At 71.4% G+C, this 14,873-nt stretch carries 12 protein-coding genes and 1 riboswitch; of the genes, 4 read left to right on the top strand and 8 right to left on the bottom strand.

The window, feature by feature from the left end:
- Nucleotides 1-4: 4 nt before the first annotated feature.
- Nucleotides 5-1,210 carry a cytochrome P450 gene (locus ACIA8D_RS36785; RefSeq protein WP_399238931.1) on the bottom strand — a complete coding sequence of 402 codons (1,206 nt, stop codon included), beginning with the start codon at nucleotides 1,208-1,210 and terminating at the stop codon, nucleotides 5-7.
- 162 nt (nucleotides 1,211-1,372) lie between these two features.
- On the opposite strand from ACIA8D_RS36785, the gene ACIA8D_RS36790 reads away from it, so the two are divergent.
- Nucleotides 1,373-2,326, top strand: a complete 954-nt coding sequence (locus ACIA8D_RS36790; RefSeq protein ID WP_399238933.1) for a PDR/VanB family oxidoreductase — start codon at nucleotides 1,373-1,375, stop codon at nucleotides 2,324-2,326.
- A gap of 51 nt (nucleotides 2,327-2,377) precedes the next feature.
- Here ACIA8D_RS36790 and hutH read toward each other — a convergent pair whose 3' ends face one another.
- From hutH to ACIA8D_RS36810, 4 genes are all read right to left on the bottom strand, one after another.
- Entirely contained in the window at nucleotides 2,378-4,033 is a 1,656-nt protein-coding gene (gene hutH, locus ACIA8D_RS36795) for a histidine ammonia-lyase (protein ID WP_399238935.1), read from the bottom strand.
- Nucleotides 4,030-5,523 (bottom strand): sodium:solute symporter, encoded by a 1,494-nt coding sequence (locus ACIA8D_RS36800; protein ID WP_399238937.1) that lies wholly within the window; start codon nucleotides 5,521-5,523, stop codon nucleotides 4,030-4,032. The genes hutH and ACIA8D_RS36800 overlap by 4 nt, the downstream gene beginning before the upstream one ends.
- On the bottom strand, nucleotides 5,520-5,774 hold the full coding sequence (locus tag ACIA8D_RS36805) for a DUF3311 domain-containing protein (protein WP_399238939.1): 255 nt from the start codon (nucleotides 5,772-5,774) through the stop codon (nucleotides 5,520-5,522). Before ACIA8D_RS36805 ends, ACIA8D_RS36800 begins: the two co-directional genes overlap by 4 nt.
- Before the next feature lie 616 nt (nucleotides 5,775-6,390).
- Nucleotides 6,391-10,050 carry a S8 family serine peptidase gene (locus ACIA8D_RS36810; protein WP_399238941.1) on the bottom strand — a complete coding sequence of 1,220 codons (3,660 nt, stop codon included), beginning with the start codon at nucleotides 10,048-10,050 and terminating at the stop codon, nucleotides 6,391-6,393.
- 288 nt (nucleotides 10,051-10,338) lie between these two features.
- On the opposite strand from ACIA8D_RS36810, the gene ACIA8D_RS36815 reads away from it, so the two are divergent.
- From ACIA8D_RS36815 to ACIA8D_RS36825, 3 genes are all read left to right on the top strand, one after another.
- Nucleotides 10,339-10,737 (top strand): PPOX class F420-dependent oxidoreductase, encoded by a 399-nt coding sequence (locus ACIA8D_RS36815; RefSeq protein WP_399238943.1) that lies wholly within the window; start codon nucleotides 10,339-10,341, stop codon nucleotides 10,735-10,737.
- Between the two features lie 170 nt (nucleotides 10,738-10,907).
- Nucleotides 10,908-11,585, top strand: coding sequence for a TIGR00266 family protein (locus tag ACIA8D_RS36820; protein WP_399238945.1), 678 nt, complete (start codon nucleotides 10,908-10,910; stop codon nucleotides 11,583-11,585).
- Between the two features lie 88 nt (nucleotides 11,586-11,673).
- A riboswitch (SAM riboswitch) is annotated at nucleotides 11,674-11,760 on the top strand.
- A gap of 10 nt (nucleotides 11,761-11,770) precedes the next feature.
- Entirely contained in the window at nucleotides 11,771-12,469 is a 699-nt protein-coding gene (locus tag ACIA8D_RS36825; protein ID WP_399238947.1) for a GNAT family N-acetyltransferase, read from the top strand.
- 8 nt (nucleotides 12,470-12,477) lie between these two features.
- Here the strand turns inward: ACIA8D_RS36825 and ACIA8D_RS36830 are convergent, their stop codons facing one another.
- From ACIA8D_RS36830 to ACIA8D_RS36840, 3 genes are all read right to left on the bottom strand, one after another.
- Nucleotides 12,478-13,296: an alpha/beta fold hydrolase gene (locus ACIA8D_RS36830; RefSeq protein WP_399238949.1), complete on the bottom strand. Its 819-nt coding sequence runs from the start codon at nucleotides 13,294-13,296 to the stop codon at nucleotides 12,478-12,480.
- Between the two features lie 91 nt (nucleotides 13,297-13,387).
- On the bottom strand, nucleotides 13,388-14,287 hold the full coding sequence (locus ACIA8D_RS36835; RefSeq protein WP_399238951.1) for an NADP-dependent oxidoreductase: 900 nt from the start codon (nucleotides 14,285-14,287) through the stop codon (nucleotides 13,388-13,390).
- Entirely contained in the window at nucleotides 14,284-14,751 is a 468-nt protein-coding gene (locus ACIA8D_RS36840) for a hypothetical protein (protein ID WP_399238953.1), read from the bottom strand. Before ACIA8D_RS36840 ends, ACIA8D_RS36835 begins: the two co-directional genes overlap by 4 nt.
- Between the last annotated feature and the right edge of the window lie 122 nt (nucleotides 14,752-14,873).

Consider the following 14,873-nt stretch of genomic DNA (forward strand, 5'->3'; position numbering starts at 1 on the left):
GCCCTCACGCCGGGGTGATCCGCACCGGCAGGTGCTTCCAGCCGCGCAGCGTGTTGTGCAGGAACGGCACCGGGTCGCCCGCCGGTTCCACCGTCCGTACCCGGCGGGCCAGTTCACCGATCAGGACCTCCGCCTCCAGGCGCGAGATCGGCTGGCCCACGCACTGGTGGATGCCGAAGCCGAACGCCAGGTGCCCGGAGGCGTCCCGCTCGATCCGGTAGCTGTCGGCGTCGTCGCCGAAGCGGCGCGGGTCGCGGTTGGCGGCCCCGGTGAACAGTGCGATCTTGCTGTCCTCGGGGATGCGGACGCCGTGGAAGTCGACCTCGCGCGCGGTGGTGCGGAAGAAGGACTGGAACGGCGACTCGTGGCGCAGCGCCTCGTCCACGGCGAACCGGGTCAGCTTCGGGTTGGCGTGCAGCAGCTCCCACTGCCCGGGATTGGCGGACAGACACCTCATGGTGTTGCCGAGGGTGAGCACTGTGGTGTCGAGCCCCGCCGACAGCAGCGCGCGCACCAGGCGGGTCGCCTCGTCGCCGGTGATGACACCCTGGTCGGCGTACTCCCAGAGCTTCGCGCCGAGCCCGTCGGGGGTCAGGTTCTCGCGCGCGCAGTTCTCCATGACCCAGTCGACGGTGTGCTCGCCCGCGGCGAAGTACGCGGCGTAGCGGGCATCTTCGGGGCCGAAGGCCGAGAAGTTCATGGCCCCGTGCGGGAGCAGGTTCTCCGCGCGGCCCGCACGAGGGATGCCGACCGCGTTGCCGAAGACCTCGATGGGGAACAGTTCCGCCATCCCGGTCACCGCGTCGAACTCGCGCTTGTCGAGGAGTTCGTCGACGAGTTGGCCGGCGTAGGTCTGGAAGGCGGTGCGCAGCGCGCGCACGTTGCGCGGGGAGATGACGCCGGACATGGCGGTGCGCAGCGGGGTGTGCGTCGGCGGGTCGGAGTCGAGGATGCCGGCCGGCTTCCACGGGGGCTCCTGGTGGTAGTTGCGCGGTCCGACCCCGGCGCCCGAGAGGAACGTGCCGTGGTCGGTGAGGATCTCCCGGCACTGCTCGTACCTGGTGAAGGCGTGCACGCCGTAGCGCTCCAGCCACACGGCGGGGCCCGCGTCGCGCATCCGTGCGAAGAGCGGGTACGGGTCGGTGAGGCTGGCGTCGTCGTAGGGGTCGTCGGCGAGGTGTGCGACGGGGGTGTCGGCCGGGGCGGACATCTGGCCTCCTGATGCGGCTCGGTGGTGGCAGGCACCGTAGAACGGCGGGCACGGCCCCGGACACAGCGGTTATCAGCTGCTGAGAACGGCCGTTGCCGTCGTGCGTCCCGATTTTCGACGATGCGGCTGACACGCGACGGAGGACGACATGGAGGGTGCAGCATGCCGACGCAGGACTACCTGACGGTGACCGTGAAGGAGACACGCTCCGAGGCCGCAGGGGTGCGCTCCCTGGTGCTGGCCGCGCGCGAGGGCGGGTCGCTGCCGGCCTGGACGCCCGGCGCGCACATCGACGTGGTCCTGTCCCGGGATCTGGTTCGGCAGTACTCGCTGTCCTCGGGGGCCGAGGAGGCCGGGTGGCGCATCGCCGTGCTGCGGGAGCCCGAGGGGCGGGGCGGTTCCGCGTATCTGCACGACCGGGTCGAGGCGGGCGACACCCTGCTGGTGAGCGCGCCCCGCAACAACTTCGCCCTGGCCCCGGCCGCGCCACGGCTGGTGTTCGTCGCGGGCGGCATCGGCATCACGCCGATCCTGCCGATGCTCGCGGCGGCCGAACAGGCGGGCCTGGAGTGGCAGTTGCTGTATCTCGGGCGCAGCGCCGGGAGCATGGCGTTCGCCGGGGAACTCGACCGGTACGGCGATCGGGTGCGGCTGCACCGCGATGATGTGTCGGGGGTCGCGGACCTCGCCGCGGAGCTGGACGGCATGGGTGCGGCGCAGGCCCATGTGTACGCGTGCGGACCGGCCGGGCTGCTCGCGGCGGTGCGGGAGTACGCCGACGGGCACCCGCAGGCGCGACTCACACTCGAACGGTTCACCGCGGATCCTGACGGCCACGGTCACGTCGACGACCGGCCGTTCACGGTGGAGACCGCCGACGGGCAGGAGATCCCGGTGGCTGCCGGGCAGTCGATCGTCGACGCCCTGACGCAGGCGGGGGTGCGCACGCTCACCTCGTGCCGGGAGGGTGTGTGCGGGACGTGCGAGACACCCGTTCTGGAAGGCACTCCCGACCACCGCGACCAACTCCTGAGCGAGGAGGAGCGGGCCGCGGGCGACGTCATGATGATCTGCGTGTCGCGGTGTCTGGGGGATCGTCTGGTCCTCGACGTGTGAGGGCTGGGGTCGCCGGGGCGGACGCGCACCGACCGACAACTCCCTTATGAGTCACCCCACTTGCGCGACCGCGTCCACGACCGCCCCGGACCGGACGAGGTCCAGCGCAGCGTGCACCCTCGGGTACAGCACCACGTCACGGGTCAGGTGGTCGATCGGCCGCCCGTCGGTGGCCGGTGTGGCGCGCAGCCGGTCGAGGGCGGCGCGGGTGGCCGGGGCGAGGGCGTCCGGGCCCCTGCCCTGCTCGGCGAGGCGCAGCTCCAGGGCCTGACCGGCCATCAGCAGCTCGGTGGCGACGACCGCTTCGATGTTCGCGACGACCTGGCGGGCGTGCCGGCCCGCGTTGGACGCCATCGAGACATGGTCCTCCTGGTTGGAGCAGGTCGGGATGGAGTCGACACTGTCGGGGTGCGCGAGTGTCTTGCAGTCGGACACCAGGGCGGCGGCGAGGTACTGCGGCAGCATGTAACCGCAGTCCATGCCGACCTTCTCGCCGTCGACGAGCATGTCGGGCAGCCCGCGGTTGAGTGTGCCGTCGTTGAGGCGGAACAGGCGCCGTTCGGCGATCGAACCGATCTCGGTGACGGCGATGGACAGGAAGTCCGAGGCGAACGCCAGGTACTGGGCGTGGAAGTTGCCGCCGGAGACGGCCTTGAGGTCGCGCGGCAGGGAGGGCACGACGAGCGGGTTGTCGGTGACGGCGTTGAGTTCGGTCTCGACGATGCCGTGGACGAAGCCGAGAGTGTCGCGCACGGGACCTAGCACCTGCGGCACGCACCGCAACGAGTAGGCGTCCTGCGGAGGTTGGCGCACGGGATCGGTGTCGGCGGCGCCGTCGACGAACGCGCTGCCGTCGAGGAGTTCCCGCAGCCGGGCCGCCGTCGCGATCTGCCCGGGGTGGCCGCGGGCCTCGTGCAGCTGCGGCAGGAAGGCGTCGCCGAAGCCGAGCAGTGCCTCGATGCTCATCGCGGCGGTCACCTCGGCGGTGGCGAGGAGGTTCTCGGCGTCGGCGAGGGCGAGGGCGCACAGCGCGGTGGAGTAGGAGGTGCCGTTGGTGAGGGCGAGGCCCTCCTTGGCGCCGAGGGCGAGTCGCTCGATGCCGGCGGCGGCCATCGCGGCGCGGCCGCTCGTCAACTCGCCCTCGTGGTGGACGAGTCCGCTGTCCTCCTCCGGGTCGGTGTCACCGGCCGGGCGGCTGAGGGCGAGCGCGAGGTGGGCGAGCGGGATGAGGTCGCCGCTGGCGCCGAGGGAGCCGTACTCGGGGATCGCCGGGTGGACACCGGAGTTGAGCATGGCGAGCAGGGTGTGCACGACGTCGGGGCGCACGCCCGAGTAGCCGCGGGCCAGGCTGGAGGCGCGGATGAGCATGGTGGCGCGCACGACGTCCTCGCCGCAGTGCCGGCCGACGCCGCAGGCGTTGGAGACGATGAGCCGGCGGGACAGTTCGACGGCGTCCTCGGGGGTCTCGAAGGCCTGCCGTCCCGCGAGCGAGCCGAATCCGGTGTTGACGCTGTAGACGGGCCGCGCGGCGTCGCCCTCGGACATGTCGTCGGTGAGCCGGGAGATCCAGGCGGCGCTCGGTCCCATGGCCTTCTCGGCCCCCGCGCCGAGTGCGACGGGACGGTGGTGGCGGGCGACGGCGACGAGGTCGTCGAGGGTGAGCGGCCGCTCACCGATGACGAGGGGTTCGGTGGCTGTGGTGGTCACAGGGCGGCTCCTTCCGGGACGGTGGCGGGGGTGGCGGGGCGGGTGTCGCCCTGGTGTCCGGCGCGGTGCCGGGTGGCGGCGCTGACGACGGTGAGTACGAGGATGTTGGCGACCATGGCGACGACCCCCACGTCGAGGTCCTGCACCGGCCGCGGAGCCCACGGCAGCAGGCTCGCGGTGGTGGCATCGGTGAGGGTGGTCCAGCCGACGAGGGCGACGCCGGTGCACACCCCGGCCCAGGCGCCCGCGGTGGTGACGGGGTTGCGCCGCCACATCGAGGCCACGAGGACCGGGAAGAGCTGGACCACGAACCCGTACGCCATGATCAGCAGCATCGCGATGGCCTCGCCGCCGCGGAAGGTGAGCACGGCGGCGACCAGGGCGAGGACCGGCACGAGGAGCCGGCTGAGCCGTCCCACGGCCTGCTCGCTCGTGGCGGGGCGGGCCGTCTGGTAGATGTTCTTCGCGACCAGCATCGCGGCGGACTGCAGCAGCATCGCCCCGGGGACGAGCGCGGCGAGCATGCCCGCGACGCCGACGAGCCCGACCAGCCACGGCGGCAGCGCGTCCTTGGCGAGCGAGAGCAGCGCGAGGTCCCCGTCCTTCAGGCCGGGCACCTTGAGCACGGCGGTGAACCCGATGACGAGGACCATCACCAGGACGATCTGGTACGCGGGGGTGATCACGGCGTTGCGGCGCAGCGCCTTGGCGCTGCGGGCGGCGAGGATGCCGGGCATCATGTGCGGCCACGTACAGATGCCGAGGGCGAACAGCAGGCTGGTGGAGATGTACCACCACACGCTGTACCCGTGGTCCGGCAGAGTCAGGAAGTGCGGGTGGGCGGCGGACAGCGCGTGGAACATGTCACCGAGCCCGCCGTAGTAGTGGATCGGCAGGTACAGGCCGAGCCCCACGACGAGGACCAGCATCAGCGTGTCCTTGATGATCGCGTTCCAGGCGGTGCCGCGCAGGCCGGAGACGGTGACGTACACGGCGATGACGGCGACACCGATCCACACGGCCGCGCCCTGCGGGATCCGGCCGTACGAGCACTCGTACACGATGATGCCGAGCCCCTTGAGCTGGAGCACCAGGTACGGCACGAGGGACACCACGCCGACGAAGGCGGTCAGCACGCCGAACGCCTTCGAGCGGTACTTGTGGGCGTACAGGTCCGGGGCGGTGAGCAGTTTGTGGCGGCGGGCGTACGCCCAGATCGGCGGGGCCAGCCAGTAGAAGACGACGTAGCAGATCGACGAGAACATGTAGATCATCGGCCCGCCCATCGAGTAGGCGCCGCCACTGCCACCGAGGAAGGTGTACGTGGTGAAGTTCTCGCCGGCGGCGAGGAGGAAGACGAGCAGGCTGCCGAGCCCGCGCCCGCCGACGGACCACTGTTCGAGGTCCATGGTGCGGCCGCGCCGGGCGAGCAGCCCGAGGACGAGCACGAGGACGAATGCGCTGCCGAGGATGGCGAGGGCGACGTTCATCGGGCGGCTCCTTCGGCGGTGGTGCCGCCAGAGAACTCGCCGCGTTCGCCGACCGGTTCATCGGGTTCGCGATTCGCGGGATCGAGGAAGTAGACGACGGCCATCACGACGGTGGTGAGCACCACCCACAGGGCGGCCCAGAACACCACCATCGGCAGGCCCAGTACGTAGGGCCGCTCGGTGTTGACGACGATCAACGACCCGGCGACCGGGACGGCGCTGAGCGAATAGAGGATCCAGCGGCGTGACACGAGACGTGCTCCCTCCGGGCGTGCGGCCATGTGCGCGGGGAATGCTTGCCCGGTGAACGGATCTTGGCAATGGCCGATTCTCACGGTGCAGGAACGGCGTCGCGCCCCGGCCGGAAGGCGCCGCGTCGTGGCATGGCGAACGGGCGGTGGTGGAGGACTGCAGCGGTGGCCCCCGCCGGAAATCATCCGGAACGTCGGCGGGGGCCACCCTGGAGGCGCGCGGCTCCCCTTCGCACGCGCCTCGCGAACTCCGCCGGGCATGCCGTGGCCCAGGAGCGTGCGGAAAGACCCGCCCCGGGGACCGCGACAAACGGCGGAGGGCCGGAGCCGCGCTGTCGGCGTTGCGGCTCTGACCGGCTCGGTCATTGGTCACATGGCCCGGGGGCTTGGGGCCGCTCGGCGCGCTGGGGCGCCTCGCATCAAAAATGGTACGGCATATGCAACTTTTCCCTCAAGTGGATACCTGCCGCGCGATCATGACGCACCGTCACGAGAGGCGGGCTCCCGTCCGGTGCGCCACCCATGAACAACGGTGGCCCGGCGCGCACTCGCCGCGCGCCGGGCCTCCGCTCCTCTTCCGCCTCACCCGGAGGCCTGGTTCACGGTTGTTCCGCTGTTACTTGACGGCCGCCGCCCGGACGATCTCCTGCGACACGGATCCGCCCTTGTCGTCCTTCGCGCTCGCCCGCAGCGACAGCGAGGCGGCGTCCTTCGGCACGTTCAGGGTGCCCTTCCAGTGGGCGCCGGATCCGGAGAGGGACACGGACTTCCAGGTCTTGCCGTCGTCGTAGGACACCTTCAGGGCGCCGCCGCCGATGGCGCCGGTGCCGGCCGCGTCCTTGACGTACTCGGCGGACAGGCCGATCGGCAGCCGCTTGCCCGCCTGGATCTTCCCGGCGAGGTCGGTGCCGATGTCGTAGTTGAGGTTGATCAGCGGCAGGAACGTGTACGCGTCCTCCGGCGTGCTGCCCGAGCGGAACGTCCACTCGCTGTGCGAGGTGGTGCCGATGCCCCACACCGTCGGGTCGAGCGCCGTGTCGGTGACGACCTTGAACGGCAGCACGGAACCGTCGCTGACACCGAACTGGGCGGTACTGCCCGTGCGTCGGCCCGCGCTCTCGCCGTCCACGAACGCCTCGGTGGTCTGCGTCATGCCCGACTCGGAGCTGTACGGGTCGCCGAAGCCGGTGTGGTCCGGGCCGGAGTCGCCCCAGCCGGGGATGTTGAAGCGGAGTTGGTCGCCGCGCCGCTCCTGGCCCCAGCCGAGACCGCTGCCGCCGTAGGGATGCCAGACCGGCTTGAACCAGTTCAACTGGGTGCGCTTGCCCGGTCGGTAGGCCACCAGACCGCTGCGCTCCTCCAGGGGGCCGAGGTTGACGGACTCGTGCCACTTCTGGCCCGGTTCGACGGAGACGTAGTCGGTGCGGTGCCCCGGGAAGTGGTACCGCTCCTGGAAGCCGCCCGCGACCGGGAAGGACGGGTCGACGGAGTGGCGGAACTCGCTGCCCTCGGCCTTCTTCGCACCGTAGAAGGTGGTGTCGACGGTGGCGAGGTCCTTTGCGTCCGGCGCGAACAGCAGCCCCTTGTCCGGGATCGCGCCCTTGTAGCCCTTCGACAGGTCGTAGGAGTACGTGGGGTCGGCGACGCCCGTCATCCTGATGCGCTCACCGCGCTTCTGCTTGGCGAGCAGCCGGGCGAAGTCGGCGTTGGTGACGCTCGCGATCTGCAGCGGTCGCTCGCTGTTGTCGTCGTTGTAGAACAGGGTGTTCAGGCGGCCGGGGGCGTCGTCCGTGAGGAACAGCGCCTCGGCGCCCGCCTCCTGGGCGGCCTGGGCGATCTGCGCCGGGGTCCGGGTGCCGTCGATGTGCACGAGGACGCCCTTGCCGGCCGCGTCCTTGCCCGCGTAGTCGCCGGGGGCGCCCGCACCCGCGTTCACCAGGGCGAGCCTGTTCTGTCCCTTGAGGAGGGTGGAGCCGGGCTGCTCCCACACCTCGTCGACCCCGTCGACGGTGATGTGCGGCTGGGCCTCGCGCCAGGTGGTGCGGTAGGCGTAACTGCCCTCGCTCACCGGCCGGGTGGGCAGGGCGTACAGCGTGTCGTACTTGATGGGCAGCAGGGCCATGCCGAACACGTCGGCGCCGCCCGCCCTGCGGTCGTACTGCACGAGCGTCTGGTGCGGGTCGGTGTCCTTCGCGACGCGTGTGGCGACCTCGCGCAGCGCGGTGCCGTCGAGCGTGATCTCGCGGTCCCTGTCGACCTTCACCTCGGGGTCGGCCAGATAGGCCGTACCGAGGGAGTCCTTGCCGTGGGCGCCGCGCACATCGAGGAACGAGTCCACGTAGTACGTCCCGGGCTTCAGGCGGAGCTCGACCGTGCCGGACGTGTCGACCGTGGCCGGCTGCGGCATGGTGTCCTTGGCGAGCTGCTGGTACATGAGGTCGGCCGCGGCCGGCTTGCCGTCCCGGTCCTTCACATGGACGGTGAGCGTGTACCGCTCCTCCTCCTTGACCAGGCCGAAGGCGGTGTGCGCGACGGCCGCACCGCCCGAACTCGCCACGATCTGACCGCTGTTGGTGCCCACAGCGGCCCTGGCGCCGTCGCCGGTGACGGTGGTGGAGGCGGTGCCGTGCGCGGGGACGGTCACCTTGGAGTCGGCGAGCGTCGCGACGCCGTCCGGCACCCCCTGCGCCGCGAGGTCCAACTCAACAGCCCTGTCACCGGAGTTGGAGTAGGTGACGGTCCTGGTGACCGGCTTGTTGGCGTCGTACGGCCAGCGGTAGGAGCCGAGGTCGGCGCTGCCCGTCGCGGTGACCTTCGCGGCGATCGCGTCGGGCACGGAGACCCGGCCGGAGCCGAGGGCGTACCCGGAGTCGTCGAGCCGCTTCGACGACGACATCAGCGCGTTCTTGAGCTGCACGGCCGTCCAGTCGGGGTGGGCCTGCGCGAGCAGGGCGGCGACGCCGGCGACGTGCGGTGTCGCCATCGACGTACCGCTCATGGTGGTGTAGCTGCCGGATCCCTCGACCAGCGAGGAGCGGGCCGCGAGGATGTCCACGCCGGGGGCGGAGAGGTCGGGCTTGAGTGCGTCGTCGCCGAGGCGCGGACCCTGGCTGGAGAACGAGGCCCGCTCGTCGCCCGCGTCGACCGCGCCGACGGTGAGCGCCGAGTCGGCGGCGCCGGGCGAGCCGATGGTGCCGGGGCCGTAGGCGTTGCCTGCGGCGACGACGAAGAGCGCGCCGGTCTCCGCGCTGAGGGTGTTGACGGCCTGGGCCATCGGATCGGTGCCGTCGCTGCCCGTGTCGGAGCCGAGGCTCATGGAGACGACCTTGGCCTTGATGTCCTTGGCCGCCCACTCCATGCCGGCGATGATCTCGGACTCGGTGCCGTAGCCCTCGTCGGAGAGGACCTTGCCGACGGCGAGCGTGGCGTCGGGCGCGACCCCCTTCTCCTTGCCGTCGGACGCGGCGCCGGAGCCGCCGACGGTGGAACTGACGTGGGTGCCGTGGCCGTTGCGGTCAGCAACCTCCTGCCCGGCGATGAAGGACTTCGACTCGCTCACGCGGGAGGCGAGGTCGGGGTGGGTGGTGTCATAGCCGGTGTCGAGGACGGCGACCTTCACGCCCTTGCCGGTGAGTCCGGCCTCCCAGGCCTTCGGGGTGCCGATCTGGGCGTTGGAGTCCGCCATGTCGCCTTCGACACGGCCGTCGAGCCAGACCTTGCCGATGCCGTCGGTGTAACCGCCCTTGCTGGTCAGGTCGTTCCAGAAGGCGCGCCCCTTGCCGGCGTCGAGCGCGGCGCCGCCGATGCTGCCGAGCTTGCGGGTGCGGTCGGCGCCCTTGGGGGTGGCGGCTGCGCTGCGCGCGCTCTTCCCCCCGTAGGTGACGATGAGCGGGGTGGCGTCGGCCTTGGTGTCGGTGAGGCCCTGCTCGATGAGGCCGCTCACGTCGAACAGCCGGGCGTCGAGCTTGCCCGAGGCGAGGTAGGGGGCGGCCTCGTCCGGCACAACGCGTATCGCGCGGTCGGTGACCTGGGTGCGGACCAGCCCTGTGGCGCCCTTGGGCCGCTCGACGTCGACGATGCGCTGCCCGCCGCCGATGTCGGTGACGGTCACCTTGTCCCCGGTCACGAGTGTCACGGTGTGGGTGGCGCGCGCGGTCTTCGTGGACTGCGGTCTCGCCTTGTCCGCGGCGGCGTGCGCCCCGCCGCCGGGCAGCAGCGCGAACGCGAGACCGGCCGACAGCAGGGCCGCGCCGCGTCGCGCGGTGCGTCTGGTCATCGTTGCCTCTTCTCCTGGAACCATCGGGTGCGGACGTGCGGACGTGCGGACGTGCGGAGGTGCGGAGGTGCGGAGGCGCGGACGCGCTTGGGCGCTGGGTGCGCTCCGGGAGCTGGGAAGAGTGTCAACTACCGTGCAGGGTGTGGCGCTTGTCTTGCGGTGGCGGATTGGCGCCACGGCGCCTATCCGCCAACCGGGCCGACGGTAAGACCCACGCGCCGGCGCGGCCGTCGCCAGGATCGGGTGGGGGACGCCCCCCCCGGCCCGGCCTCCCGGTACCGTCCCCCTGTGACCTCACTCGACCCCGCCACGCTCGCCGCGTTCGAGCGTGCCCGCTATGTCAGCCTCACCACGTACCGCAAGGACGGCACGGCCAGAGCCACCGCGGTCTGGCACGCCATGGACGGTGACCGGCTCTATGTGCGCAGCGCCGCCGACGCCTGGAAGGTCAAGCGGCTGCGTCGCGACTCCCGGGCCGAGGTCGCCGTCTGCGATGTGCGCGGGCGCGTCGCCCCGAACGCCGTACGGGCCACGGGGACCGGGCGCGTACTGGACGAGGCGGGGACGAAGAAGGCGGGGGCGTTGCTGCGCCGCAAGTACGTGATGGCGCGCATCGGCGACTGGTACTCCGCGATCTCGGGACGCCACCGCAGGCATCCCGTCATCGGGCTCGAGGTCACCTTCTAGGTCCGTCGAGCGCGAGGCCGTCATCCGTCAGGAGGATCGGCCCACCAGGTGGCTCCTCCCCCGGTCGCAGGCGAGTCGGGAGCCCGGGTTGACCTGCGGCGACGATCCGCGCGCGACGATGGAGAAGGACGGCGGTCCGTCGTCCTCCCCCACGCGAGAAGAGGCCAGACATGCACATCGAGGTCCGCCACAGCCCGTCCTTCGCCGTCGCCCGCGTCCTGCTGGCCGCCGGCGAGAGCGTCCGGGCCGAGTCCGGCGCGATGATGGCCATGTCCGGCGGAATCGACGTCGAGGCGAAGACCGAGGGCGGGCTGTTCAAGGGCCTCAAGCGGAGCGTACTGGGCGGCGAGTCGCTGTTCGTCACCCGGCTGACCGCCGGCCCCGAGGGCGGCTGGGTCGACCTCGCCGCGAACCTGCCCGGCGACGTCACCGACATCGAGGTGGACGGCGGCCTCAACCTGGCCCGCGGCGCCTGGCTGTGCTCGTCCGACGGGGTCGAACTCGACACCAAGTGGGGCGGCTTCAAGAACCTGGCCGGCGGCGAGGGCGGCTTCCTCGTCCGCGCCGAGGGCCGGGGCACCGTGCTCGCCTCCTGCTACGGGGCGCTGGACGTGCTCGACCTCCGCGCGGGCGAGAAGATCGTCCTCGACTCCGGCCACATGGTCGCGTTCGACGACGGCGTCTCGTACACGACCCGGAAGGTCAGCCGCGGCCTGATGCAGACCCTGACGTCCGGCGAGGGCCTGGTCTTCGAGATGACCGGCCCCGGCCGGGTGTGGACCCAGAGCCGCAACCCGAGCGCCCTGATCACCTGGCTGACCGCAAAGCTCCCCTTCACCCGAAGCTGACCCCTCCGCCCCGCCGCCCGCTCGTCGCCCAGGGCGGCGGCCCCGTATTGCCGTTGACGGCGGCGCCCCGGGACGGTCATGCTCACCTGGTTCATCCAGAGGACTTGAGGGACCTGGCCCTGCGACGGTCCGGCAACCTGCTACAGCAAGGTGCCAACGCCAGGAACGATGACGAGTGGCATGCCATGCGTCCTTGGTTCGACGTCCCCACGCTCGACGGCTCCCTGGTCAGCCTCGAAGCGCTCTCTCTTGACCACGCCGCGGATCTGGCGCGATCCGCGGAGGAGAACCGCAGCAGTTTCGACTTCACGCTCGTGCCTCGCGCCGAGGAGGTTCCCGGATACCTGGAGGCCCAATTCGGCCGGATGGCCAAGGGACTTGTTCCCTTCGCGCAGATCCGCCGGAGCGATGGCCGCGCCGTCGGCTGCACGGCGTACTGGGATCCGCGTCGCTGGCCCGAGAGCGGTTCTCTGCGAGCCGTGGAGATCGGCTTCACCTGGCTTGGCGCCTCCGCTCAGGGGTGCGGCATCAACACCGAGGCCAAGATGCTGCTCATGCGGTATGCCTTCGAATGCCTCGATGTGGCCCGGGTCGACCTCAAGACCGATGCCCGCAACAAACAGTCCCGCAAGGCGATCGAGAACCTCGGCGCCACCTACGAAGGTGTGCTGCGCAACTGGTCCATGTCCTGGGCCTCGGGCGAGAACGGTCGACTCAGGGATTCCGCCATGTACTCCGTCATCAAAGCCGAGTGGAGCCAGGTGCACGCCCACCTGCTCCACCAGGTGGCCCTCCGCCGCAGCGCCCGACGGCGCTCATGCCCGACGTTCCATGGTCGTGGCGTGCGCCAGGACGAGGCGAATACCGTGGCTCCACAAACGTAGGCCAGGCCTCAGCCCTTCAGTACCTCCCTCAGCCGCTCCGCGAACTCCTTGGGCTGGTCCGTGAATCCGCCGTGGTCGCCGGGGAATTCGACCGGCGGGGTTCCGATGCGTTCGGAGAGGGCCCGGGAGGTGCGGGCCGTGATCAGGCCTGCCGACGTGGCGCCGATGCCGATCACGACGCGGGTCGGGCCGGCCGTCAGGGCCGCGAGGTCGGGGATGTACAGGCTGGTGTGCAGCAGTTCGTGGGCGAAGAAGCGGGCGCTGTTGGCGAGGTCCTGCTCGGAGGGCTCACCGGGCGGCGGGCCGGGGGCGTCCTCGGCTGCGCCGGGCCCGGTGTCGAAGCCCGCGTTGCCCATGAACCTGCCCCACGCCGCCGCCACCCCTTCGCGGTGGAACGTCGCGACGATGTCCTCGGCCGCGGCGCGCTGCTCCGCGGCGTCGGGGAGCAGTTCGAGGAGCGGGGGCTCGTGCGCGACGAGCGTGCGCACCCGTCCGGGATGGCGCGCGATCAGTGCGAGCCCCGTGACCGCGCCGCCGCTGCTGCCGAGCACGTCGGCGGAGTCCGCTTCGAGGGCGTCGAGCAGCGCGGAGACGTCGTCCGCCCGCAGCTCGGGAGTGGAGTCCTGCTCGGGGTCGTCGAGGACGCTGCCCGAGATGCCCCGCGGGTCGTGGGTGACGACCGTATGGTCGCCCGCGAGCGCTTCGGCCAGCGGCGCGAAGGCCGCCGCGTCCATCGGCGATCCCATGAGCAGCAGCAACGGTCCTGAGCCTCGGACCTCGTAGCGCAGCCGTGCACCGGGGACATCGAGGGTACGGGTGGTGGTCACGGGTCGTCCTTCCCCTGGGCGGTCGTCCGCGGTCGCGGTGACGTAGGTGGGGACCCCGGCCGGGAGGAAAACTCATCGCCCCAGGAGGGCGTCAGACCAGGAGGACCAGCTTTCCGCGGACCGTGCCGGACTCGCCGACCCGGTGCGCCTCCGCGACCTCGGCCAAGGGGAACGTCCGGCCGACAGGGAGCGTGAACCGGCCCGACGCGACCAGGTAGGCCACCTGATCGAGCGCGTAAAGAGCACGACCCGCATCCCCACGGCTGAAGCGCACCCCGTGCTCCTGCGCCCCGGCGAAGTCCGCGACGGTGAGGACCTGGTCCGCACCGCCGGCGAGGTCGATCAGCTCGGGCAGGATCCCGCTGCCGGCGACGTCCAACGCACGGTCGATACCGTGCGGCGCGACGGTACGTACCCGGTCAGGCATGCCGTCCCCGTAGTCGACGGGTACCGCGCCGAGTTCGCGGAGCCGGTCGTGCGTGGCCGGGCTGCCGGTGCCGATCACCTGCGCACCGCGTGCGACGGCGAGTTGGACGGCGGCGCTCCCGATGCTGCCGGAGGCCCCACTGACGAGGAGTGTGCCGCCGTCGTGAACACCGAGCTGGTCGAGGGCCCTGGCCGCCGTCTCGACCGCGGAGGGCAGCGCCGCCGCCTCGGCGAAGTCGAGCGACGCGGGCACGGCCGCCCATGCGGACAGCACGGCCCGCTCCGCCTGCGCGGCGCCGTCCCCACCGAGGCCGAACACCCGGTCGCCGACGGCGACACCCTCGACCCCGTCCCCGATCTCGTCGACGACCCCGGCCGCCTCGTACCCCATCGTCTGGGGCAGCTCCTGGCCCATCACCCCCTGCCGCTTCTTCCAGTCACTGGCGTTCACACCGGCGGCGCGCACCGCGATCCGGATCTCTCCGGCTCCCGCATGCGGATCGGGGAGCTCGACGATTTCCAGGACCTCGGGGCCACCGAACCGGCTGAACTGTGCCGCCTTCATGGGGTGTTCCGATCTCGAACGCCGCGCGCGAGCCAGGGGGTGAGCGCGCTCGGCAGGATCAGCTCTTTGTACGTGTCGTCGCCGGGCAGCGGAACGATCAGCCACAGGGCGGGCGGGAACATCCTTCGCTTCACGTAGGCCAGTCCGCCGTAGACGGACCGCAGGAACGACGGGACGGCGTCCCTGGGGACGTCCTCGAAGTCGACGTTCTCGACGGTGATCCGCGCGTCGTCGTCCGGGAAGATCCGGACGGACACGGCGGGCGTCCCGCCGAGTTCAATGTGTGCCTCGTGCGGCAGCGCGCCGTCCGGGTCGAGCACCACGAAGGCCCCGGCCGAAGTGCGGCGCGACGTCTGGTCGGCGCCGATGTCGTCGCTGACCGACACCTCGACGTCGTACTCCCGGGCCACTTCACGCACCGCCACCACAGCTGCCTCGGTACTCGCCAGATGTGGATGTCTCATGCACCGATCATGCCTCACGGGTCGAGGTCCCTAGGGCTTGTCGTTTGGATCAGGCCGGATCAGGGAGCGGGGCCTGGTGCGTGCGATCGCAAGGCGGAGGAGGGAGGCGACGCGGAGCGTCG

This window comes from Streptomyces sp. NPDC051684, assembly GCF_044453445.1.
Classification (GTDB): domain Bacteria; phylum Actinomycetota; class Actinomycetes; order Streptomycetales; family Streptomycetaceae; genus Streptomyces.